This window comes from Treponema sp. UBA753, assembly GCF_002297325.1.
In the GTDB taxonomy this organism is placed as follows: domain Bacteria; phylum Spirochaetota; class Spirochaetia; order Treponematales; family Treponemataceae; genus Treponema_D.
The window spans coordinates 14,084-34,975 of the sequence record NZ_DBKJ01000025.1 but is presented as its reverse complement, the minus strand read 5'-3'; the positions used below and the strand labels follow the sequence as shown (position 1 = coordinate 34,975).

Annotated in this window: 27 protein-coding genes and 1 tRNA gene; 24 read left to right on the top strand and 4 right to left on the bottom strand. The window is 39.3% G+C overall.

Annotated features, from left to right (window positions below; all coding sequences use genetic code 11):
* Positions 1–8: 8 nt before the first annotated feature.
* The 21 genes from rplF to B4C08_RS01620 all read left to right on the top strand — a co-directional run bounded on the left by rplF (position 9) and on the right by B4C08_RS01620 (position 13,552).
* Positions 9–551, top strand: a complete 543-nt coding sequence (gene rplF, locus B4C08_RS01720; RefSeq protein WP_296662299.1) for a 50S ribosomal protein L6 — start codon at positions 9–11, stop codon at positions 549–551.
* Between the two features lie 11 nt (positions 552–562).
* Positions 563–925, top strand: a complete 363-nt coding sequence (rplR, locus tag B4C08_RS01715) for a 50S ribosomal protein L18 (RefSeq protein WP_013702552.1) — start codon at positions 563–565, stop codon at positions 923–925.
* Between the two features lie 8 nt (positions 926–933).
* Positions 934–1,446, top strand: a complete 513-nt coding sequence (gene rpsE, locus B4C08_RS01710) for a 30S ribosomal protein S5 (RefSeq protein WP_013702551.1) — start codon at positions 934–936, stop codon at positions 1,444–1,446.
* Between the two features lie 2 nt (positions 1,447–1,448).
* Entirely contained in the window at positions 1,449–1,631 is a 183-nt protein-coding gene (gene rpmD, locus B4C08_RS01705) for a 50S ribosomal protein L30 (protein ID WP_013702550.1), read from the top strand.
* The gene (gene rplO / locus B4C08_RS01700; protein WP_294014524.1) at positions 1,631–2,104 is read left to right on the top strand and encodes a 50S ribosomal protein L15; all 474 of its coding nucleotides are present in this window, start codon (positions 1,631–1,633) and stop codon (positions 2,102–2,104) included. Before rpmD ends, rplO begins: the two co-directional genes overlap by 1 nt.
* Positions 2,105–2,119: 15 nt before the next feature.
* The gene (gene secY, locus B4C08_RS01695) at positions 2,120–3,454 is read left to right on the top strand and encodes a preprotein translocase subunit SecY (protein ID WP_013702548.1); all 1,335 of its coding nucleotides are present in this window, start codon (positions 2,120–2,122) and stop codon (positions 3,452–3,454) included.
* A gap of 156 nt (positions 3,455–3,610) precedes the next feature.
* Positions 3,611–3,724 (top strand): 50S ribosomal protein L36, encoded by a 114-nt coding sequence (gene rpmJ, locus B4C08_RS01690; RefSeq protein WP_013702547.1) that lies wholly within the window; start codon positions 3,611–3,613, stop codon positions 3,722–3,724.
* A gap of 10 nt (positions 3,725–3,734) precedes the next feature.
* Positions 3,735–4,103: a 30S ribosomal protein S13 gene (gene rpsM / locus B4C08_RS01685; RefSeq protein ID WP_013702546.1), complete on the top strand. Its 369-nt coding sequence runs from the start codon at positions 3,735–3,737 to the stop codon at positions 4,101–4,103.
* 12 nt (positions 4,104–4,115) lie between these two features.
* Entirely contained in the window at positions 4,116–4,499 is a 384-nt protein-coding gene (gene rpsK, locus B4C08_RS01680) for a 30S ribosomal protein S11 (protein WP_013702545.1), read from the top strand.
* Between the two features lie 92 nt (positions 4,500–4,591).
* Positions 4,592–5,638 (top strand): DNA-directed RNA polymerase subunit alpha, encoded by a 1,047-nt coding sequence (locus B4C08_RS01675; protein WP_013702544.1) that lies wholly within the window; start codon positions 4,592–4,594, stop codon positions 5,636–5,638.
* A complete protein-coding gene (gene rplQ / locus B4C08_RS01670; RefSeq protein WP_273353425.1) occupies positions 5,635–6,066 on the top strand; it encodes a 50S ribosomal protein L17 in 432 nt (143 codons plus the stop codon). The genes B4C08_RS01675 and rplQ overlap by 4 nt, the downstream gene beginning before the upstream one ends.
* A gap of 10 nt (positions 6,067–6,076) precedes the next feature.
* Positions 6,077–6,325, top strand: a complete 249-nt coding sequence (locus tag B4C08_RS01665) for a hypothetical protein (protein ID WP_295795683.1) — start codon at positions 6,077–6,079, stop codon at positions 6,323–6,325.
* Between the two features lie 170 nt (positions 6,326–6,495).
* Positions 6,496–7,638, top strand: a complete 1,143-nt coding sequence (locus tag B4C08_RS01660; RefSeq protein ID WP_296662296.1) for an ABC transporter substrate-binding protein — start codon at positions 6,496–6,498, stop codon at positions 7,636–7,638.
* Between the two features lie 121 nt (positions 7,639–7,759).
* Positions 7,760–8,650 (top strand): branched-chain amino acid ABC transporter permease, encoded by an 891-nt coding sequence (locus B4C08_RS01655; protein WP_296091785.1) that lies wholly within the window; start codon positions 7,760–7,762, stop codon positions 8,648–8,650.
* A 10-nt stretch (positions 8,651–8,660) separates the two neighbouring features.
* Positions 8,661–9,677, top strand: a complete 1,017-nt coding sequence (locus B4C08_RS01650) for a branched-chain amino acid ABC transporter permease (RefSeq protein ID WP_296091788.1) — start codon at positions 8,661–8,663, stop codon at positions 9,675–9,677.
* Complete coding sequence (locus B4C08_RS01645) at positions 9,674–10,510, top strand: ABC transporter ATP-binding protein (RefSeq protein WP_296662295.1); 837 nt, start codon at positions 9,674–9,676, stop codon at positions 10,508–10,510. The genes B4C08_RS01650 and B4C08_RS01645 overlap by 4 nt, the downstream gene beginning before the upstream one ends.
* On the top strand, positions 10,497–11,207 hold the full coding sequence (locus B4C08_RS01640; protein WP_349675597.1) for an ABC transporter ATP-binding protein: 711 nt from the start codon (positions 10,497–10,499) through the stop codon (positions 11,205–11,207). The genes B4C08_RS01645 and B4C08_RS01640 overlap by 14 nt, the downstream gene beginning before the upstream one ends.
* Before the next feature lie 2 nt (positions 11,208–11,209).
* Positions 11,210–11,854, top strand: coding sequence for a CBS and ACT domain-containing protein (locus B4C08_RS01635; RefSeq protein ID WP_296662294.1), 645 nt, complete (start codon positions 11,210–11,212; stop codon positions 11,852–11,854).
* Between the two features lie 115 nt (positions 11,855–11,969).
* Positions 11,970–12,043 (top strand) — tRNA-Ala (locus tag B4C08_RS01630).
* Between the two features lie 164 nt (positions 12,044–12,207).
* Positions 12,208–12,753 (top strand): flavin reductase family protein, encoded by a 546-nt coding sequence (locus B4C08_RS01625; protein ID WP_296662293.1) that lies wholly within the window; start codon positions 12,208–12,210, stop codon positions 12,751–12,753.
* 16 nt (positions 12,754–12,769) lie between these two features.
* Positions 12,770–13,552: a hypothetical protein gene (locus tag B4C08_RS01620; RefSeq protein WP_296030759.1), complete on the top strand. Its 783-nt coding sequence runs from the start codon at positions 12,770–12,772 to the stop codon at positions 13,550–13,552.
* A 1-nt stretch (position 13,553) separates the two neighbouring features.
* Here B4C08_RS01620 and B4C08_RS01615 read toward each other — a convergent pair whose 3' ends face one another.
* Complete coding sequence (locus B4C08_RS01615; protein ID WP_296662292.1) at positions 13,554–14,132, bottom strand: DJ-1 family glyoxalase III; 579 nt, start codon at positions 14,130–14,132, stop codon at positions 13,554–13,556.
* 91 nt (positions 14,133–14,223) lie between these two features.
* On the opposite strand from B4C08_RS01615, the gene B4C08_RS01610 reads away from it, so the two are divergent.
* Together B4C08_RS01610 and B4C08_RS01605 are read left to right on the top strand one after the other, a co-directional pair.
* Positions 14,224–15,459 (top strand): response regulator, encoded by a 1,236-nt coding sequence (locus tag B4C08_RS01610; RefSeq protein ID WP_296662291.1) that lies wholly within the window; start codon positions 14,224–14,226, stop codon positions 15,457–15,459.
* A 17-nt stretch (positions 15,460–15,476) separates the two neighbouring features.
* Complete coding sequence (locus B4C08_RS01605) at positions 15,477–16,319, top strand: histidinol-phosphatase (RefSeq protein ID WP_296662290.1); 843 nt, start codon at positions 15,477–15,479, stop codon at positions 16,317–16,319.
* Here the strand turns inward: B4C08_RS01605 and B4C08_RS01600 are convergent.
* On the bottom strand, positions 16,316–16,672 hold the full coding sequence (locus B4C08_RS01600) for a TraR/DksA family transcriptional regulator (protein ID WP_013702529.1): 357 nt from the start codon (positions 16,670–16,672) through the stop codon (positions 16,316–16,318). The genes B4C08_RS01605 and B4C08_RS01600 overlap by 4 nt on opposite strands.
* Positions 16,673–16,794: 122 nt before the next feature.
* On the opposite strand from B4C08_RS01600, the gene infA reads away from it, so the two are divergent.
* Entirely contained in the window at positions 16,795–17,016 is a 222-nt protein-coding gene (gene infA, locus B4C08_RS01595; protein WP_013702528.1) for a translation initiation factor IF-1, read from the top strand.
* 105 nt (positions 17,017–17,121) lie between these two features.
* On the opposite strand, the gene ppk1 is transcribed toward infA, so the two are convergent.
* Both ppk1 and B4C08_RS01585 read right to left on the bottom strand, forming a co-directional pair.
* Positions 17,122–19,251 (bottom strand): polyphosphate kinase 1, encoded by a 2,130-nt coding sequence (ppk1, locus tag B4C08_RS01590; protein ID WP_296091797.1) that lies wholly within the window; start codon positions 19,249–19,251, stop codon positions 17,122–17,124.
* Positions 19,252–19,254: 3 nt separating this feature from the next.
* Complete coding sequence (locus B4C08_RS01585; RefSeq protein WP_296662289.1) at positions 19,255–20,793, bottom strand: HD domain-containing protein; 1,539 nt, start codon at positions 20,791–20,793, stop codon at positions 19,255–19,257.
* Positions 20,794–20,892 lie beyond the last annotated feature (99 nt).

Below are 20,892 nucleotides of genomic sequence, written 5' to 3'. Positions count from 1 at the left end.
AGGAAGAAATGGCATCTAAGATTGGAAAACTTCCTGTTGCTATTCCAGCAGGCGTTACTGTTACTGTTGCTCCTAATTTGGTTACTGTAAAAGGTCCAAAGGGCGAGCTTAAGCAGGATATTAACGGTCTTGTAAATGTTGAAGTAAAAGGCGCCGAAGTTATTGTTAATCCTGTAAATGAGACAAAGGCTGCAAGCGCATGCCACGGTTTGTACCGCAATCTCATTCACAACATGGTTGTGGGAGTAACACAGGGCTTCTCTAAGACACTTATAATTACAGGTGTTGGTTATCGTGCTGAAATTCAGGGAAAAACAATTATAATGAACCTCGGATATTCTTCTGAGTTCGTTGCTGTTATTCCTGAAGGACTTACTGTAACTGCTGACAAAGACGGAAAACTTACAATTTCTGGAATTGACAAGCAGCAGGTTGGTGAATTCAGCGCACAGATTCGCAAATTGCGCAAGCCTGAGCCTTACAAAGGAAAAGGTATACGCTATGACAACGAAGTTATCAGACGTAAAGTCGGTAAGACCGGCGTAAAATAAGGTGAATTGATATGTTCAAGAAACTTAGTGATAAAAACAGAAAGCGCCTGCATAGAAAGATTCACATTCGTAAGTCTGTTTACGGAACTGCAGAACGCCCTCGCTTGACAGTGTATAAAAGCGGCCGTAACCTTTATGCACAGGTAATTAATGATGATGAAGGCAGAACTCTTGCCGCCATCTCAACTCTTGAAAAGGATTTTATTACGCTCAAGGCAAATGTCGAAAGCGCAACAAAACTTGGAGAAGCTTTGGGTTCACGCCTCAAGGAAAAGAACATTACAAAAGTAGTGTTTGACCGTAACGGTTACCTTTATCATGGTGTTGTAAAAGCCCTTGCTGACGCTACCCGCTCTGCCGGGATTGTATTCTAGGAGAGGCTATGGAACACCAGAAAAACTATGAAAAAAAGCCTGCTGACGAATTTGTAGAAAAACTTGTAAAGCTTAACCGCACTGCAAAAACTGTAAAAGGTGGACGCAGAATGTCTTTTTCGGCATTGACTGTAGTTGGCGACAAGAAAGGACGCATCGGCTTTGGATTTGGTAAGGCTAACGATGTTACCGAAGCTATCAGAAAGAGCCTTGAAAAAGCAAGAGCAAATCTTATTACTCTTCCGCTCAAGAACGGAACAATTCCGCATGAGATGATTGGAAAGTACAAGAGTTCTGCTGTATTGCTTAAGCCGGCTTGTCCAGGTACTGGTATTATTGCCGGTGGTCCTGTCCGTGCAGTTTTGGATGCGGCTGGAGTAACTGATGTTATTTCAAAATCTCAGGGTTCTCGCACATCTGTAAATGTTGTTCGTGCCACATTTGACGCTGTTGCAAATCTTATGGACGCACGTGCTGTAGCACAGAGCCGTGGAAAGACTCTCAAGGAAATGTGGGGCTGATTATGGCAAAGATACGTATTACCCTTGTTAGAAGTGTTATTGGACAGAAGCCTGCAAAAAGAGCGACTGTTCGTAGCCTTGGCCTTAAAAAAATCAATTCCAGTGTGGAACATGAAGACACTGCTTCTATAAGAGGCATGGCTGCTGCAGTTTCTCACTTGGTAAAAGTAGAGGAAATTAACTAATGGCTGACTTTACTTTAAGAGCACCAGAGGGTGCAAATAAAAAACCTAAGCGTGTAGGTCGCGGATCTTCTTCTGGTCTTGGAACAACAGCTGGAAAAGGAAACAAAGGTCAGCAGTCACGCTCAGGAAAAGGAACACCATACGTTGGATTCGAGGGCGGACAGATGCCTTTGTATCGTCGTATTGCTCAGCGCGGATTTTCAAATTCACCTTTTAAAAAGGAATTTGCAATCATCAATTTGGTTGACCTTGAGGCAAAATTTGCTGACGGCGAAACTGTGAACCGCACATCTTTGAAGGAAAAAGGTTTGGTTGGAAAAATCGTTGACGGAATTAAAGTTCTCGGAAACGGTGAAATTTCCAAGAAACTCACTGTAGAAGTTGAAAAAATTTCTGCAAGCGCCAAAGAAAAGATTGAAAAAGCTGGCGGATCAGTAAAGGTGATTGCTGAAAAGTCTGCGAAAGCAAAATAAACGTGGAGTGACTAAATGGCAAACAATCCAGTTGTAAATATGTTCAAAGTAAAAGAATTGCGTTCAAAGCTTCTTTTTACATTGCTCATTCTTGCTGTTTTCCGCTTGGGAAGTGTTCTTACTATTCCAGGCATCAATGCCACATTGCTTTTGCAGTATTTTGACAATCTTGCTAGTGGCGCAGAAAGTGCGTTTGCCAGTTACATGGACTTTTTTGCGGGTGGTGCATTTGAAAGATTTTCTGTGTTCATGCTTGGTGTAATGCCTTACATTTCTACACAGATTATCATGCAGCTCGCACTTGTTATTTTTCCATCGCTCAAGAGAATTGCGCAGGAAGAAGGCGGTCAGCAGAAAGTGCAGGGCTGGACTCGTGTCGGAACAATAATTGTTTGTCTGATTCAGTCTATGGCCATTACAGTTTATGCTGATTCCATCAACCAGCAGATTCCTGGAGCGATTATTTTCGATAACAAGGTCTATTTTAATCTTCTTGCTATTCTTACTGTAACCACAGGTTCTATGATTACAGTTTGGATGGGCAACCAGATTACTGCGCGTGGTATTGGCAATGGTATTTCAATGATTATCTTTGCTGGTATCGTCGCACGTCTTCCAAGTGCTGTCTATGAATTGATTAGAGGTGTACGCAATGAAGACATAAATGTTGTTTTCGTTGTTGTTGCAGTGTTCCTGTTTCTTGCTATTATCGGACTTGTTGTTTTTGAGCAGTCTGGTGAACGCAAAATTCCTGTTCATTACGCAAAGCGTGTTGTTGGACGCAAAATGTATGGCGGACAGAGCACTTACATTCCTTTTAAAATCAATCCGTCGGGAGTCATTCCAATCATTTTTGCTTCTGCATTCTTGACTTTCCCTCTTCAGATTGCAAACAGTCTTTCAACAAAAGCTACATGGCTTATGAAGGTTGCGGCAGTTTTGAATCCACTTGGTTTTTGGTATAATTTCATCGAAGTGTTGTTGATTGTATTCTTTGCATACTTCTACACTCAGGTAACCCTGAACCCCACTGAAATCGCTAAGAATATCCGTGAAAACGGCGGTTCCATTCCTGGAATCAGAACTGACAAGACTGAGGAATATCTTCAGAAGGTTTTGAACCGTCTGATTCTTCCTGGTTCACTGTATCTTGCTGCAATTGCTTTGCTTCCTACATTGATTCAAATTTTATTTAAGTTCCCTGCGTCAATTTCTATGTTGATGGGCGGTACTTCGTTGCTGATTTTGGTCGGTGTTGATATTGATACTATGGCTCAGGTTGAGGCTCTTCTTAAAATGCATCACCATGACGGACTTACAAAGAAGGGATTGAAATCGCGTAATTTGTAAAATTTCGTGATTAGGACTAGATTAAGTTAGGAAAATTATGTTATATTATTGCACTGCTGTTTTTTACAGCGGTGCATCGGATTGTAATCCATGGTGTAGAAATTTCACTTCGGATTGCCATGATTCGATGTATACATGTTTTCCAAGGGGACTTTTATGAAAGTACGAACCAGCGTAAAGCCCATCTGCGACAAATGCAAGGTAATCAAGAGAAACGGAATTATCCGCATTATCTGCGAAAACCCAAAGCATAAACAGAGACAGGGCTGAGGAGTAACTGATGGCACGTATTGCGGGTGTTGATCTCCCAAACAAACATGTCAATATCGCATTGACATACGTATATGGTATTGGCCGTTCATCAGCTAATAAGATTTGCGAAGCGACAAATGTAGATCCACATGCACATTTGAATGATCTTTCAGAAGATGATCTTACAAAGCTCCGTAAATATATTGATGAGAATTTTAAGACTGAAGGACGTCTTCGCTCTGAAATCGGTCTTAACATTAAACGTCTTATGGATATTGGAAGCTATCGTGGACTTCGCCACCGTAAGGGTCTTCCTTGCCGCGGTCAGCGCACACGCACCAATTCTCGTACACGCAAAGGTAAGAAAAAGACCGTTGCTAACAAGAAGAAGGCTTAAGCGAGGTAACAGATGGCAACAACTGTAAAAAAGAGAAAAGAGAAAAAAAGCGTTTTTGAAGGTAATATCTATATTCAGGCTACTTTCAACAACACTATTGTTACAATCACAGACTTAAGAGGAAACGCAATCGCTTGGGCTTCTTCTGGCGGTTTGGGATTCAGAGGAGCAAAAAAATCTACTCCATTTGCAGCACAGTCTGTAGCAGAAACTGCTGTTCAGCGTGCGGCAAGCTATGGTTTGCGTGAAGTTCATGTATTTGTAAAAGGACCTGGAATGGGCCGCGAAAACGCAATACGTGTTCTTGGTACATTGGGACTCAAGGTAAAATCAATTTCTGATATTACTCCGATTCCTCATAACGGATGCCGTCCGCGCAAGACACGCCGCATGTAATGACGATAACCGGTTCTTTAAGTTCCGGTTAATGATAATGCAAGCCCGGAATTCTGTTTTTTCAGTTTTTCGGGATAAATAAGGAGTTCAGATTGGCTCGCAAAAATCTGCTTAAGGGTTTTAAGAAACCGAAGGGAATTATATTTGAACATCTGGAGAACAATCCGAATTACGGAAAGTTCACTGCGTATCCATTTGAGCCAGGATTTGGTACAACAGTCGGAAACACACTCCGCCGTGTACTTCTTTCTTCTATTCAGGGATATGCAATTTCTTCAGTTCGTATTACTTCTTATGATGCAGACGGTGTTCCTCATGTAATTTCCAGCGAGTTCGAGACAATTCCAAATATTTCAGAAGATACTTTGGAAGTTTTGAACAGTTTGAAACAGATTCGTTTGCGCCTGCCGCGGGACGTTGAGCAGGAAACTTTCTTCTATGAATTCAAAGGACCTGGCACTGTAAAAAGTGATGACTTGGCGAAAGAAGGTCAGCTTGAAATTATGTCTAAAGATCTTGAAATCTTTACCATGATGGAAGGCGCGCATCTTGAGATTGAGTTCCAGGTTGACCTTGGAAGAGGTTATGTTCCTGCTGAAGTAAACGAACATTACATTGAAATTGTTGGTACAATTGCAATGGACTGTATCTTTACGCCTGTGCCAAAGGTTAAGTATTCAATTGAACCTTGCCGTGTAGGACAGCGAAACGACTATGATAAACTGATTCTTGAGATTTGGACTGATGGTTCAATTACTCCAGAAGATGCGCTTGCTGAAGCTGCAAAAATTGCTAAAGATTATTTTGCTATTTTTGTCAACTTTAATGAAAGTGAGTATTCTGGCAGCGATGAGCTTGATGAAGGGGACGAAAAGATTCGCCAGCTTCTTAATACTTCGGTAGAAGAGCTTGAGCTTTCTGTTCGCAGTTCAAACTGTCTTAAGAATGCAAACATTAGAACAATTGGTGAGTTGACCAAGAAAACTGAAGACGACATTACAAAAACTCGTAACTTCGGAAAAAAGAGCCTTGAAGAAATCAAAGCAAAACTTGAAGAGCATGGCTTGACTCTTGGAATGACTGATTATAGCCACCTTAAAGATGTTGACTTAGGTAAACATAAGGACGAAAACGAATGAACCACAGAAATGGATTTAATCCGCTTTCACGTACAACAGCCCATCGCCGCGCAATGACTCGCAACATGGTAACTTCGCTTTTTAGATATGAGCGCATTACTACAACAGAAGCTAAGGCTAAAGAAGTACGCAAAGCCGCAGAAAAATTAATTACACGTGCAAAAGTTGATTCTGTTCACAACAGAAGAACTGTTGCTAAATTTATTGCTGATGAGAAGATTCTGAACAAGCTTTTTACAGAAATCGGACCTCGCATGAAGGAACGCAACGGCGGTTACACACGCATCCTTAAACTTGGATTCCGCCAGGGTGATGCGGCAGACACTGTAATTTTTGAATTGGTTGACTACAAGCTGCCTGATTCTTCAGCTGAAGAAGAAAAAGCCGCTAAAAAGTCTGCAAAAAAAGCTGAAAAAGCTGACGCATAAGGAGTAAGCAATGTCTAAAGCTCATCGTGGAACTGGAATCCGTAAAGATCCTAATCATGGTCGCGGAGTTTGCCCTGTTTGTGGAAAACAGCAGATTAAGACTTTGTACGATCAGGAAATAGACGGAAAAAAAGTTAAGATTTGCAAGTTCTGTAAGGCTGCTCTTAAAAACAAAGCTCAGGTAGAAGCAAAACTTGCTAAAAAAGCCGCTGCTGAAGCTGCTCCTGCCGCTGAAACAGAAGCACCTGCTGAAGCATAATTCTATTTGTATTCAGCTTCAAAGCCGTCCTTTTTTTAAGGGCGGCTGTATTTTTTTAAATATATTTAAAATTCTTGTTTACTAAATTTCAACAATTGTATAAAATTGCCTCATAAATTATAGATGTGGGAAGTTGCATTTTTATTTGCAAAAATTCCGCAGGAGGATTTATGAGTAAATTTTCAAAAGCATTAGTTTTAGGCGCAATGGCTTTTTCTGCTGTTGCATTTGCCGCACCAAAGGGAAAAACTGTTAAAATCGGCGGAGTTGCACCTCTTTCTGGTGCAGTGGCAGTTTATGGAGTTGAATGTAAAAACGGAATTGACCTTGCCGTTTCTGAAATCAATGCGGCTGGAGGAATTAACGGCCAGCAAGTTCAGTTTATCTGCGAAGATGATGAAGGCGACGCTGCAAAATCAGTAAACGCATATAAAAAGCTTGTTACAAGAGACAGAGCTCGCATTATAATCGGTTCTCTTACTTCTGGATGTACAATTGCTATTACAAAGCAGGCTCAGGCTCAGAAAGTGCTTCAGATTGCTCCTGCCGCAACAGCTCCTGCAATAACTGACGCGGGAAACTACATTTTCCGCACTTGTTTTATCGATCCGTTCCAGGGAAAAGTCGGCGGAAAATTTGCATTTTCAAATCTTAATACAAAAAATGCGGCTGTTCTTTATGATATTGGAAACGACTATTCTGTAGGTCTTATGGAAAACTTTGTTGCTGAGTATACTTCTTTGGGCGGAAAGGTTGTTGCAAAGGAATCTTATAATACTGGCGACAAGGATTTTAATGCTCAGCTTACAAAAATAAAATCAGCAAAACCTGATGTAGTTTATCTTCCTGATTATTATGGAACTGTTGCTCTTATTGCAAAACAGCTTCGTGCCCAGGGAATAAACACTCCAATCGTAGGCGCAGACGGATGGGATGGACTTACTGGAAATGCTGGTGATGAAGTTCTTAACGGATATTATTCAAATCACTATGCGGAAGATTCAGACAGTCCTGCTGTTCAGAAATTCGTAAATTCTTTCAAGGCAAAATACGGAAAATCTCCTAACTCTTTTGCTGCTCTTGGATATGACAGTGTTTATATGCTCAAGGACGCAATGGAAAAATCTGGAACAACTACAGATACTGCAAAAATCCGTGACGCATTTGAAAAGACTAACGGAAACTACGTAACAGGACACATTGTATTTGATGAAAAACGAAATCCTGTAAAATCGGCTGTAATGATTAAGCTTGTAAAGGAAAACGGAAAACTTTCTACAGCTTATGCGGCTACAGTTGATATTAGCAAATAGTGAATAAAATCAGTTTTTAACATTCTGACACAATGGGGTGTTCTTCTTAATTGAGGAACGCCCCTTTTTATTTTTATGAATTTATAGTAAAATCAGTAGGATTTTTTTCTTGGAGGATACGTTGGATACTTTTTTTAAGCAACTTGTCAACGGGCTTTCTTTGGGCAGCATATATGCCTTGATTGCTCTTGGGTATACAATGGTATATGGAATAGTAAAGCTCATTAACTTTGCTCATGGCGATGTTATGATGATTGGAGCTTATACAGGATACTTTGTTTTGACTGCGACAGGTCCGACTCCGCTTGGGCTTGTTCTTGCATTTTTGGGCGCAATGATTGTCTGCGCGGTTTTAAGTCTTGCTATTGAGCGTTGTGCCTACAGACCTTTGAGAAATGCGCCACGTTTAAATTCTCTTATTACGGCGATCGCGGTTGAACTTATTCTTCAGAATGCTATGCGTGTTCTTCCTTTTGTAGGACCGAACCCACGTCAATTCCCTACAATGGAAACAAAATTTTTTACATTTGGTTCAGTGCAGATAAGCAATATTCAGCTGATTGTAATTATTTCTTCAGCAGTTCTTATGGTAATTTTGAATTACATAATCAATTACACAAAAACAGGACGTGCCATGCGCGCTGTAAGCTATGACCTTGGAGCCGCAAGTCTTATGGGTGTAAACGTAAATAAAACGATTGCAATTACATTTGTAATAGGTTCAGTTCTTGCTGGAGCGGGCGGAGTTTTGTATGCAACTGCTTATCCGCAAGTTGATCCGTTCATGGGATATATTCCTGGACTCAAAGCATTTGTTGCGGCTGTTTTAGGCGGAATTGGTTCTATTCCTGGCGCAATGGTTGGCGGTGTTATTCTTGGAATTGCGGAAACTATGACCAAGGCTTATATTTCTTCACAGTATGCCGATGCCATTTCTTACTGCATTTTAATTGTAATTCTTCTTGTTAAGCCAGCAGGTTTGCTTGGTAAAAAAGAAGTTGTAAAAGTTTAGGAGCGGCGGAATGAAAGACAAGTTTACTAGAAATACAATAATTCTTTTTGTTATCGCCTTTGTCTGCATTGCAGTTCCTGCGGTTCTTATGGATTTGCCGCTTGGAATGCCTCTGATAGATGCTTACACTGCTCAGATTATAACTCTTGGCGGTGTAAATGCAATCATGGCAATCAGTGTAAATGTTATCTGTGGAATTACAGGACAGCTTTCTTTGGGACAGGCCGGATTTCAGGCGCTTGGAGCATATTCAGTTATTATTCTTACAGAAGCCGGAATTCCTTTGCCTGTGAGCATTTTGCTTGGCGGTCTTATTGCGGCATTCTTGGGGTTCTTGATTGGATTTCCAACACTTAAACTTGAAGGCGATTATCTTGCGATTGTAACGCTTGCCTTTGGTGAAATTATCAGAGTTTGCCTTATAAATTTAAAGTCTATAACAGGCGGCCCGAATGGAAAACAATTCAGCACGATTTTTACAACTTCACTTGACCACAGCGCATCAATTTCTTATCTTGCGGTGATTGGCTCGCTTGTTGTGATTGTTGTTCTTCTTCAGAATTTTTTGCGTTCAACTTACGGAAGGGCGATTCTTGCAGTGCGTGAAGATGAAGTTGCGGCAAACAGCAATGGAATCGGAGTTTTCCGCTATAAAATGACAGGTTTCGTAATCGCTTCATTTATTGCTGGAATTGGAGGTGCTCTTTATGCTCCGTTTATTGGATTCATAAAACCTGATTTGGCTTCTTTTAATAACTCAATTAATGATTTGATTTTCGTTGTTTTGGGCGGAATGGGAAGCATAACCGGTGGAATTCTTGCGGCTTTTGTTCTTACAATTCTTCAGGAAGCTCTTAGATTCTTGCGCGATTATCGTTTGCTTATTTATCCAGTTGTTCTGATTTTTGTAATGCTTTTCCGTCCGCAGGGGCTTCTTGGAACAAAAGAATTGAGCTTTATAAAAATATACGATGGAATTCCTGGATTTTTTGCCAGATTGTTTAAAAAGCAAGGAGGAAGAAAATGAGCGCAGTTTCTACAGAAAAAAAAGAGCTTCTTCTTCGTGCAAAAGATATTTCGATTGTTTTTGGCGGTTTGCGCGCCGTAAGTGATTTTGACCTTGAGCTTTATCAGGGCGAATTGATTGGACTTATTGGTCCGAACGGAGCTGGAAAAACAACAGTTTTCAATATGCTTTCGGGAATTTATAAGCCGACTTCTGGAACAATTACATTTGTTGGACGCGACGGAAATATTCAGGTTGTAAGCGGAAAGTCGCCTGCCCAGTTAAATAGAATAGGCATAGCCCGCACATTTCAGAATATCAGGCTTTTTGGTCATTTGACTGCCGCTGAAAACATAAAAATTGCACTTCACCAAACTAGAACTGTTACGCCGCTTGATGTTTTGCTCAGAACCAAAAAATTCCGCAATGACGAAAAAATCATGCAGGAAAAAACGGATCTTTTACTTTCTATTTTTCATCTTGATTCCAAGAAAAATGAGCTTGCGCACAACTTGCCTTATGGAGAACAGCGCAAACTTGAAATTTGCCGTGCTCTTGCTTCCAATCCAAAGCTTCTTTTGCTTGATGAGCCGGCTGCTGGAATGAACGGTCAGGAAACAGAAGAGCTTATGGAACTGATTTCGTTTATCCGCAAAAAATTTAATCTCACAGTTCTTTTGATTGAGCACGACATGAAGCTTGTAATGGGAATTTGCGAGAGACTCATGGTTTTAAACTACGGACGTGTAATTGCTTCTGGGCTTCCTGCTGAAATTCAGTCAAATGAAGAAGTTATAAAAGCATATCTTGGTTCTGGCTATGAAGATGTTGGAGGAAAAAATGAGCATGCTTGAAGTTGAAAATCTTGTTGTTTCTTATGGAGCAATCAAGGCATTAAAAGGAATTTCTTTCAATGTTGAAAAAGGCGAAGTCATTACACTCATAGGTTCAAACGGAGCTGGAAAAACCACAACGCTTCATTCAATCAGCAACCTTGTAAAAAAGTCAAGCGGAACAATAAAATTTGAAGGAAAAGACATAACGAATATGAGCGCGGACAAAATTGTTCAGCTTGGGCTTATTCAAGTTCCGGAAGGCCGCAGGGTTTTTGCAAATATGAGCGTAAAAGAAAACCTTGAAATGGGTGCTTATTCACGCAAGGACAAAGACGCAGTCAAAACTGACATGGAATGGTGCTTTGAGCTTTTTCCGCGTTTAAAAGAGAGAATAGGACAAATTTCAGGAACACTTTCCGGCGGTGAACAGCAGATGCTTGCAATGGCCCGCGCGCTTATGTCAAAACCGTCGCTTCTTTTGCTTGATGAGCCAAGCATGGGACTTGCCCCAATCCTTGTTGATGAAATTTTCAACATAATTGAAAAAATCAGCTCGGCAGGAACAACAATTCTTTTGGTTGAGCAGAATGCATACAAAGCGTTGTCAATTGCCAACCGTGCATATATACTTGAAACAGGCGTGATTTCAAAAAGTGGAAACGCTCAAGACTTGATAAAAGACAGTGCAGTAAAATCTGCATATTTAGGAGGCTGATTATGCTAGTAAAAGATGTTATGACTGAAAATCCTATAACAATCGAACCAGAAGCTTCTGTTCTTGAAGCAAAAGAAACTATGAGCAGAAACAAAATAAAAAAGCTTCCTGTTGTTGACAGAAGCGGCGCACTCGTTGGAATTATTACAAATACTGATTTGGCGAAAGCTTCTCCTAGCGCGGCAACAAGCCTTGATATGTTTGAACTTGGATATTTGCTAAGCAAGCTTTCAGTTGAAAAAACAATGGTAAAATCTGTAAAGACAACAACAGCAAACCAAACTGTTGAAGAAGCCGCCCGTCTTATGAATGACTACGGAATCAGTTGTCTTCCAGTTGTAAAGGAAAATCTTCTTGTTGGTGTTGTAACTGAATCCGATTTGTTTGCGACATTTATCGATATGTTCAACACAAGAACTCCTGGCGTGCGAGCAGTTGCAGTTGTCAATGAAATCCCTGGCGAACTTGCAAAACTTGCTGCGGCTATTGCGGAAAAAAATGGAAACATTGTTTCACTTGTAACTTCTGATGCCAGCGATTCCAAGCACAGAACTGTTACTGTAAAAGTTTCAAATATTTCCGAAGTGGAATTAAAATCTTTGCTTGAATCCAATAACGCTGAAATAAAGGACATCAGATCAGTTTAGAAATTCGCTGTTAACAAGGAAGTTTCCCAAAGATTCTAGGCAAAACCTTTGGGAATAACTTTTTTTGATGTATTGACCTTGTTATTATTTTTTGGTAAAATTTAAAAATATTTAAGGGGGTGTAGCTCACCTGGCTAGAGCGCTTGCATGGCATGCAAGAGGTAACCGGTTCAAGTCCGGTCATCTCCAAATTTGAGTGGAAGTCGGTTTGATAAGTTCAGACCGGCTTTTTTTATTTATGGGTTTATCCAAACCGTAAAAACGGGTGAGTCAAGTCCTTGAGAATAAGCGTGTCTTGCCCAAACGTATTTTAAAACTGAAAGTCGAATTTTTTTAAAAGGAGTGGAAAATTTATGTTGAAAGTTATAAAGCCAGAGGCGATTTTAGATAATCCGTTCAAGCTGATTGGAAAAGACCAGATGCTTATTACAGCTTGCACAAAAAAAATTTCAGATGACGGAAATATTATTACAGGGCGTCCGAATACAATGACAGCGAACTGGGGCGGTTTGGGTGTTCTTTGGAACAAAAATGTGGCGACGGTTTACATTCGTCCTTCAAGATATACAAAGGAAATTATAGACGAAACAGATACTTTTTCATTGAGTTTTCTTCCTGAAAAATACAAAACTGCCCTTGATTACTGTGGCTGCCATTCAGGACGCAACGAAGATAAATTCCGCGCGACGAAACTCGATGTTGAATATATGAATGGAACTCCCTGGATAAAGCAGGCTCGGCTTGTCTTGTTTTGCCAAAAACTTTATTCGCAGGAGTTAGATCCATTTAAATTTGTGGAAGAGAAATTTTGTAATCAGTATTATAGAAAAAATGATTTTCATACAATTTATATAGGAGAGATTGCAAAAGTCTTGGCGGAATCAAGGGACTTAAAATGAATCCGCAGAAACAAAAATGGATTTTGACGAAAAAAAATTATGGGAAATTTTAGGTCGGATTGGAGCTACAATTACAGCGTTTTGTCTGATTGTAAGTTTGTTTCAGTTTTTTACTGACGATTCACAAAATCTTGACGATATAAGAAAGTTTATTAGAATCGCTATAAATATTTCTGCATTTCTTCTTTTTTTGCGTCTTTGTTTTGACCCTTTAGATTTTCGCTGCTATTCAGTTCTTTTTTATTGCTACGGAATAGGAAATTTTTTTGATAACGGAAATATTCTTGGTGTTTTGTGCCTTGGACTTTCGTTTTTGTTTTTGAACTTTTCTAATTTTTTCAAAAGTTACAGAAGCATTAAGACTTGTGTTTTTATGATTCTTCCTGTGGTTTCTTTGACAACACAATTTTTTAGATCAGGCTCGCTTGTTTTTTTACTTTCGCTTGCGCATATTGCCGGGGCTGTTTATATGGGCTTTGTTGCTTTTGCAGTTCTTTATCCGATTTTTAAAAAGGCGGAATCAGTAAAGCGAATAAAAATTCTTGATAGCTCAGAATGTTCTTCTCGCGACATTGAATTTTTGTCTTCTGTTTTAGAAGGAAAAAAATACAGCAAAATCGCCTTGCTTCATGGTGTTTCTGAAAGCACTATAAAAGCCCGCATGGTTGAGCTTTACAAAATGCTCGATGTTAAAACCCGCACAGAATTTCTTACAACGTACAATGGATTTTCGTTCAAGTTGAATTCAAGTGGAAATCTTAACAGCGGCACTTTTCAAACACATAAAAGAGAAAACTAGACTAGCATTTTCTTTGGACAGAGGATTCCATAATTTTTTCTTTTGTTTCTTCGCCAAATAAAATTCTTACAATTTCCATTGAAAATTGTTCCGCAGTTCCAGGACCTCTTCCTGTTACTAAATTTTCATCTGTAACAACCGGCTGAATTTTGTGATTTTTTTGAATTTCTTTTGAGAGGCTTTTTTCCATTTCCGGGTAGCAAGTCCAGTTTTTTCCGTTGAGAATTTCAGTTTTGCCAAGAACGACTGCTGGAGAAGCGCAAATTGCAGCCACAAGTTTTTTTGCCTTGAACATTTGGTTTATAAATTCCATTGCTTTTGCGCATTCGCTTATATTTTTTGCCCCGGGCATTCCGCCTGGAATAACGACTGCGTCAGGCAGTTCTTTTTCAGTTGAAAAATATGTGTCCAGCGTCATGTCGGCAGTTACAAGAATTTTATGCGCGCCTTCAACATTTCTGGAAGAAGTTCCGGTTGCTGCGATTATAACTTCAGCCCCTGCCCTGCGAAGATAGTCTGCCGGTGAAAGAGCTTCTATTTCTTCAAATCCGTTTGCCAAAAGAATTACTGCTTTTTTCATTTTTCCTCCGTGAGTTGAACTGCATTTGTGCAAGTGGTTCAGACTGTGTTTATAATTGAAATTATACAATTTATGAAGTATTATGTATATTATGAAATCGGTACTTCTTATAGACTGCTCTTCTTTATTCGGCGGTTTTTTGCATGACAAATTTTCAACTGAGCAAATTTCGCTTGAGTCAGTTTCTAGTAGAGAAGCCTATACAAAAATGATAACTCTGCTTCCTAATTTGATAATCATTGAGGCGGAAGACGGACTTTCAGAAGATGTAATGCACCTTTTGGAAAAAAAGAGTGTTGATCCAAATGCGCGCAAAATTCCCATAATAATTACGGGTCCTGTAATTGAACGCTCAAAAATTGCAAATCTTGTTGAATACAATGTAGTAAAATATTTTTCCAGGCCGGTTAAGTTTGATGTCTTTTTTGAGGCTGTGGGAAAAATTCTTCAGATTGAATTTTCAATGGACAAAACGTCTTGCATTCTTGATGTCCATTTGAACGGAAGTCTGATTTTTATTGAAGTTGCGTTTGGGCTTAACCGTGAAAAACTCATGCTTCTAAAATACAGGCTTGCGGAACTTATTGACCATTACAAAATAAATGTTCCCAAGGTTATCCTGATGCTGACAAATATTCAGCTTAGCTTTGTTGACGGCATGAACCTTGAGCTTTTGATTGACAATATTTCCGCGGAAGGAAGAATCCCGAACAAATATATAAAAATTCTGACAAATGATGTTTTTACAAAAGAGCTTGTAAAAGGGCATCCTGAATATTTTGGAATTCAAGTTTCCAGTGACATTGAATCTATTGTTGGATTTATGGTTGACCAAGATTCAAATTATAATATCAAGGAATTTGTTTGTGATAAAGTTTTGACTTCTGACAAGACTGCAGAAGAATCTGTTTTGGGATTTATTGATTCTAAAAGCAATCTCGAAGGAAATTTTGGAAGCATGATGCGCATTGCAGTTATTGACGATGACATTGTTGTGCGCAAGCTTTTGCAAAATACATTTTCTTCTGTAAGCGGTGAAACTGACCTTTTTGAAACAGCCGCTGCTTTTTTTGATTCGCTTTCAACTGAAAAAGAATACGACGCTGTTATTATGGATTTGTATTTGCCGGATATGGACGGAATCAATGTTCTTAAGAATTTTCAGCGGAAAGGCTTGCAGATTCCTGTTATTGTATATTCAAAGGCTGCAGCAAAAGAAGTTGTAATGCAGGCGCTTTCTTTGGGCGCAAGAAGCTACCTTGTTAAGCCACAAAAACCGTCTGTAGTTTTGGGCAAAGTTATAGAAATCTTGCATTCCAATTCCTAAAAAAAACGGAATATTTTATGATAAAATCAAATTTTCACACGCATTCAACTTTTTGCGACGGAAAAAATACGCCTGAAGAAATGGTTGAATCCGCAATCGAAAAGAAAATAGGCATCTTGGGATTTTCAAGCCATTCAATGTATCCGTTTTCAAGCGACTGGCACATTCCGTCCAATTCCCACGAAGAATATATAAAAGAAATTTTGCGTCTGAAGAAAAAATATTCCGGCAGAATAAAAATTTATGCAGGATTTGAGGCTGACTATATTGCGGGAGTTTGCAGTCCGGATTTCAAGAACTATGAAAAATTTAATCCTGACTTTCTGATTGGCTCTGTTCATTTTGTTCTCGGAAAAAAAGGATTTTTTGAAGCTGACGGAAATCAAGATTCAGTTTGCGAAAAAATAAAAGAATGTTTTGGTGGAAACGTAAAAAAAGCTGTTCAGGAATATTTTTCTTTAGAACGCGAAATGCTTGAAAAATCTTCATTTACTTTTTTAGGTCATGCGGACTTGATTAGAAAGCAAAATTTAGGTGGAAGAAATCTTTTTGACGAAAATTCGCAGTGGTATAAAAACGAGCTTAAAGAAGTTGCAAAAGTTGTTGCAAAGGCTGAAGTTTGCGTTGAAGTGAATACCGGCGGAATTTTAAGAAGCGGAATGCAACTTCCTTATCCGTCGCCATATTTTTTGTCGCTTTTAAAAGAAAAAAATGTTCCTGTTACGATAACTTCTGATGCGCATTCTGCTTCTGGAATTGACTGGTGGTTTGATGAGGCTATTGAATACGTAAAAAAATCCGGCTACACAGAACTTTCGTACTATGAAGACGGATCTTTAAAAACTCAAGAAATTTGCTAGCGGTTTTTGCGCTCTTCTTTTGCCTGGCATTCTACGCAAAGAACTGCATACGGAAGAGCTTCAAGGCGAGCTTCTGGAATTTGTTTTCCGCATGACAAGCACTGTCCGTAAGTTTCCTGGCGGATTCTATCCAATGCCCTGTCAATCATTGTAAGCCTGCGCTGGTCAGCTTCTCCAAGCGAGTTAAGAAGTGTTCTATCAATTGTGTCAGATGCAATGTCTACATCATCGCCGGATTCCAATGTGTCAACAAGCTTTGTAAGCTGCTCATTGCGTCCTGCCAGTGAATCAAGGATTTCATTTCTTTCTGCGATTAACTTTTTTTTCTGTTTATCTACAAATTCTTTTTTCATTTGAGCCTTCCCCTGTAAAACTGTCTTTGATTTCAGTGTTTGATGTTGACAGTCTTAAATGTTTTGTTCATAATAGTATACGAATATTTTGTCAAAAAGGCAAACATTTTTTTGGAGGAATTGTGGCTAGTAAAGACGAGGCTATAGAAGTTGAAGGAATTGTAAAAGAAGCATTGCCTAACACAATGTTCCGTGTTGAATTAAAAAATGGCCATATTATTTTGGGACATCTTAGTGGAAAAATGCGCAAGCACTATATTCGTATTGTTCCTGGCGACAGTGTAAAAGTAGAGCTTTCGCCTTATGATTTGAACCGCGGTCGTATTATTTTCCGCGAAAGATAAAAAAGAAAAGTTTATTTAAAATGAAAAAACTGTCCAAAAATCTGGACAGTTTTTTTTGTTTGCATACAGCAAGAAATTTCCGTATCAAGTGCAGGAATGACAGTTTTATTTGCGACGTACAATAAATTCTGCACGTGGCGTATTCTTTTTTATATCAGCTTTTTTCTTATATTTTTTATAAAGGACTTCCTGAACTCGGACTGCCTGCTCATTTTTTTCTGGAGAAAGTTGTTTCCAAAGTCCTGTTTTTTGCAAAATGTGGCTGTGCGTGTTGTCTTGGAAATACAAAAACAAAATTTCTTTGACTGTTTTGAATACTTTTTTGTCAGAAATAGGGAACATGAGTTCAATACGCTTGTCAAGGTTTCTTTCCATCCAGTCTGCACTGCTTAAATAGATTTCTTCAGAGCCGCCGTTTTGGAAATAAAAAATTCTTGAATGCTCAAGGTATCTGTCCACAATGCTTACAACTTTTATGTTTTCACTCATGCCTTTTACACCGGGAACTAATGTGCAGATTCCGCGGATGTTAAGCTCTATTTTTACGCCTGCATTGCTTGCTTTATAAAGCGCTTCAATTATCTGCGGATGGCAAAGGCTGTTCATTTTTGCAACAATATGCCCTGGAGTTTCTTTTGTACTTTGCTGAATTTCCCGTTCGATAAGCTCAAGAAGACGACTTTTTAAAGTTACAGGCGCCATGTAAAGATGATGCATTGTCTGAAGCGCGCTGTATCCAGAGATTACATTAAAGAATAAAGTTGCATCGTTTACAAGCTCGTGGTTTGTTGTAAAAACTGACAAGTCTTGATAAAGCTTTGCAGTTTTTGGGTTGTAGTTTCCTGTTCCTATGTGCGCATAACGTCGGATTCCGTCGCTTTCACGTCTTACAACAAGACATATTTTTGCATGGACTTTTAAATTTACAATTCCGTAGACAACAATCGCACCTGCTTTTTCAAGTTCTTCTGCCCAGGAAATGTTCCGTTTTTCATCAAAACGGGCTTTAAGTTCAACAAAAACTGTAACTTGCTTTCCGTTTTGAGCCGCTTCTTTTAACGCTTTTACAATCGGGCTATTGCTTCCTGTTCTGTACAAAGTCATTTTTATTGCAAGAACCTGCTCGTCGTGCGCCGCTTGATGTATAAAATTTACAACCGGATCATAGCTTTCGTAAGGAACATTTAAAAGAATATCCTGCTGCCTGAAAACGTTCCAGTAAGTTCCTTCTTCTGGAAGCGAATTTGGAAAGAAATGCTCCCATTCAGGATAAATGTATTTTTCCGCACCTTCAATATTAAAAAGATCGTCCAAAGATGAAGGATCAAGAATTCCGCAGGCTTCGTAAACATCTTCATTTGAAAGCTTAAGCTGTTGCTTTAAAAATTTTAGAAGCTTTTCACTTGCAAAATCGTAAGTCATTCTTACTGCGAATGAAGACTGACGTTTTTCAAGAACTTCTTCCATTGCCTGAATAAAATGTTCTCCGGAATCTTCATTTACTGCAAAATCCGCATCTCGTGCTATTTTAAACAGCATTGTTTCCTGAACTTTGTAGCCCGGAAAAAGTTTTGTTCCGTAAAGCCGGATTATGTCGTCAATAAGCGCGAACTGCTTTGTTCCTCCTGAAGACGGAAGCCACACAATTCTGTTGATTGCAGATGGAATTTGAACCAGCGCAACAATATCTGATTCCTGCGAAGTTGAAAGCGCATTTTTGATTTTTCTTACGCCTTCCATTGGCTCAAGAAGAAATGCCGCGGTCAGGCAAAGCGCGCCTACGTGAGGAAAAACATCTGTGTCAGTTCTTAATGGCGTTAAAAGCGGAAAAATTTCATGCTTGAAAAGATTTTCTGCAAATGCTTCCTGCGCCTGCGTGTAGTTTTTTGAAGGAACGTAAACAAAGCCTTCATTTGCAAGAGACGGCAAGACATCGTTCATAAGCGTTGAATATTGCAGTTTTATAAGCGCGCGTGTTTTTTCTGAAATTTTTTTGAGCACAGCGGAATCAGTCAGTCCGCTTGAGTCAGCAAAATTTTTTCCTTGGGAATTTTGAAGGCGGCGTTTTATACTTGCGACTCTTACTTGAAAAAATTCGTCAAAGTTGCTTTCTGTTATTGCAAGAAATCGAAGGCGCTCCAAAAGCGGAACTTCTTTTCTTAATGACTCATTTAGAACTCTTGCGTTGAATTCAATCCAGCTTAATTCTCTGTTAAAAAATTTTGTTTTTGCCATAAGCTATACCAATACTATTTTGTAGCCAAAAATATTTTCAAACAAGTCGCCTTTTTCTGAAACGGCAAGTTTTTCCAAGGAAAGATTGTTATGTCCTTTTGTTCTGAATGTTATGCTGTCTTTTGCAAAAGAAATGTTGAAGTTGTACAAATGCTGTTTATGCGTTCTGTCCAAAGCGTCTGCTACACGGAGAATTGCGCTTAGCTTTAAAACGGTCATTCTTCTGCTTCTGGATAAAAGCCTGAACTCCTCGTCTTCCTGCGGCATTTTGCTTCCGCGGTGAAAACTTATTATCTGCGCAACAATGGATTTGTCGTCGCGGTTCAGTCCGAAAATTTCACTATTGTTTACAATGTATTTTCCGTGGATATTGTGATCTTCTGCCCTGATAAACATTCCAACATCGTGAAGAATCGCGCTTATTTCAAGAAGCACACGGACATGGGAATCAAAGCCAAGTTCCTTTTGGAGCGCATCATAAATTTCAAGGCTGGTTTTGCGAACATATTCAGCGTGGTTTTCGTCGCCCTGATATTTTTTCAAAATCGCCCTTGCGCCTGCTAAAATTTGCTGAGTAAAGTCGTTTTGAATTTCAGGATTGGAAAGTTGATTCCGGCTTAAAAGAATTCCTTCGCGGATTGAAGTATCTGGAACAATAAATTTTGTTACATTTGTAAGCTGAATGAAAAGTTTGTAGGCAACCAAAGAAATTTGAAATGTCTGAGCTTCATTGTAGCTCATTTTGAATTTTGCAATGCATTCTTCAGGCGTGTAATGCTGAACTTCATCCACGAAATTTTCAAATGCTCCGCGCTCAACTTCCCACAAAAAAGGTGAAATTGGCTTTCCGACAAAAAGTGAAACAATTTTCATGTCGTTGCCCAGAACAATAAACTGCTGGATTTTGTCCAAATTTATTTCTGCGTTCAGCGTGTTTTTTGTATTACGTATAAATTCTGAAATGAATCTTCGGGCATCGTCAAGGTTTCCCATCATGGAATGAATCATCTGTTCAATGATTACAGTTCCAAGCCTCATGCTGTGCGCTCCGATTATTCTGCCTTTTTCCATGAGCATCATTTCTGTTGCGCCGCCGGAAATGTCTAGGAAAATAGAGTCGTTTTGCCGTATTGCAACGCTTCCTTCTTTTATGCATTCGCTTACGGCAAGGTACATGAGCCTGTTTTCTTCAATTCCGTCGATTACGTGGATAATAAAGCCTGTTTTTACTTTTATTCGGTCAACAAATGGATCTCTGTTTTCTGCCTCGCGGACTGCGCTTGTGGCAATTACAATTGTTTCTTCCCGGCTGATTCCCCAGGCTGCCAGTTGCTCTGCGTAACGTTCAAGAATATGAAGGCATATTAAAAGAGTTTCGCGGCTTATTGAGCGTGTGGTAAAAACATCGCGTCCCAAATTTACAGGCTGATCGCTTCGGTCGAGAATGTTAAATTTTTTTTGCGATTGGACTTCAACTGGTTCTGCAACAAGAAGCCTTATTCCTGTTGAGCCAATCTCAATTACAGCTTGAGGTGTGTTCATTTAAAAATTACCTTATTCCATTAATTTTCAGAAACGCTTTGATTTGTGTTAATTTAATGTTAAATTCAGCGTTTTCTAAAAACTATTTTGCATTTTTAG

Bases quoted from the DNA above. Each gene is read 5' to 3' on its own strand.
- rplF (WP_296662299.1), top strand. From the start codon at position 9: ATGGCATCTAAGATTGGAAAACTTCCTGTTGCTATTCCAGCAGGCGTT.
- rplR (WP_013702552.1), top strand. From the start codon at position 563: ATGTTCAAGAAACTTAGTGATAAAAACAGAAAGCGCCTGCATAGAAAG.
- rpsE (WP_013702551.1), top strand. From the start codon at position 934: ATGGAACACCAGAAAAACTATGAAAAAAAGCCTGCTGACGAATTTGTA.
- rpmD (WP_013702550.1), top strand. From the start codon at position 1,449: ATGGCAAAGATACGTATTACCCTTGTTAGAAGTGTTATTGGACAGAAG.
- rplO (WP_294014524.1), top strand. From the start codon at position 1,631: ATGGCTGACTTTACTTTAAGAGCACCAGAGGGTGCAAATAAAAAACCT.
- secY (WP_013702548.1), top strand. From the start codon at position 2,120: ATGGCAAACAATCCAGTTGTAAATATGTTCAAAGTAAAAGAATTGCGT.
- rpmJ (WP_013702547.1), top strand. From the start codon at position 3,611: ATGAAAGTACGAACCAGCGTAAAGCCCATCTGCGACAAATGCAAGGTA.
- rpsM (WP_013702546.1), top strand. From the start codon at position 3,735: ATGGCACGTATTGCGGGTGTTGATCTCCCAAACAAACATGTCAATATC.
- rpsK (WP_013702545.1), top strand. From the start codon at position 4,116: ATGGCAACAACTGTAAAAAAGAGAAAAGAGAAAAAAAGCGTTTTTGAA.
- rplQ (WP_273353425.1), top strand. From the start codon at position 5,635: ATGAACCACAGAAATGGATTTAATCCGCTTTCACGTACAACAGCCCAT.
- B4C08_RS01665 (WP_295795683.1), top strand. From the start codon at position 6,077: ATGTCTAAAGCTCATCGTGGAACTGGAATCCGTAAAGATCCTAATCAT.
- B4C08_RS01660 (WP_296662296.1), top strand. From the start codon at position 6,496: ATGAGTAAATTTTCAAAAGCATTAGTTTTAGGCGCAATGGCTTTTTCT.
- B4C08_RS01650 (WP_296091788.1), top strand. From the start codon at position 8,661: ATGAAAGACAAGTTTACTAGAAATACAATAATTCTTTTTGTTATCGCC.
- B4C08_RS01645 (WP_296662295.1), top strand. From the start codon at position 9,674: ATGAGCGCAGTTTCTACAGAAAAAAAAGAGCTTCTTCTTCGTGCAAAA.
- B4C08_RS01640 (WP_349675597.1), top strand. From the start codon at position 10,497: ATGAGCATGCTTGAAGTTGAAAATCTTGTTGTTTCTTATGGAGCAATC.
- B4C08_RS01635 (WP_296662294.1), top strand. From the start codon at position 11,210: ATGCTAGTAAAAGATGTTATGACTGAAAATCCTATAACAATCGAACCA.
- B4C08_RS01625 (WP_296662293.1), top strand. From the start codon at position 12,208: ATGTTGAAAGTTATAAAGCCAGAGGCGATTTTAGATAATCCGTTCAAG.
- B4C08_RS01620 (WP_296030759.1), top strand. From the start codon at position 12,770: ATGGATTTTGACGAAAAAAAATTATGGGAAATTTTAGGTCGGATTGGA.
- B4C08_RS01615 (WP_296662292.1), bottom strand. From the start codon at position 14,132: ATGAAAAAAGCAGTAATTCTTTTGGCAAACGGATTTGAAGAAATAGAA.
- B4C08_RS01610 (WP_296662291.1), top strand. From the start codon at position 14,224: ATGAAATCGGTACTTCTTATAGACTGCTCTTCTTTATTCGGCGGTTTT.
- B4C08_RS01605 (WP_296662290.1), top strand. From the start codon at position 15,477: ATGATAAAATCAAATTTTCACACGCATTCAACTTTTTGCGACGGAAAA.
- B4C08_RS01600 (WP_013702529.1), bottom strand. From the start codon at position 16,672: ATGAAAAAAGAATTTGTAGATAAACAGAAAAAAAAGTTAATCGCAGAA.
- ppk1 (WP_296091797.1), bottom strand. From the start codon at position 19,251: ATGGCAAAAACAAAATTTTTTAACAGAGAATTAAGCTGGATTGAATTC.
- B4C08_RS01585 (WP_296662289.1), bottom strand. From the start codon at position 20,793: ATGAACACACCTCAAGCTGTAATTGAGATTGGCTCAACAGGAATAAGG.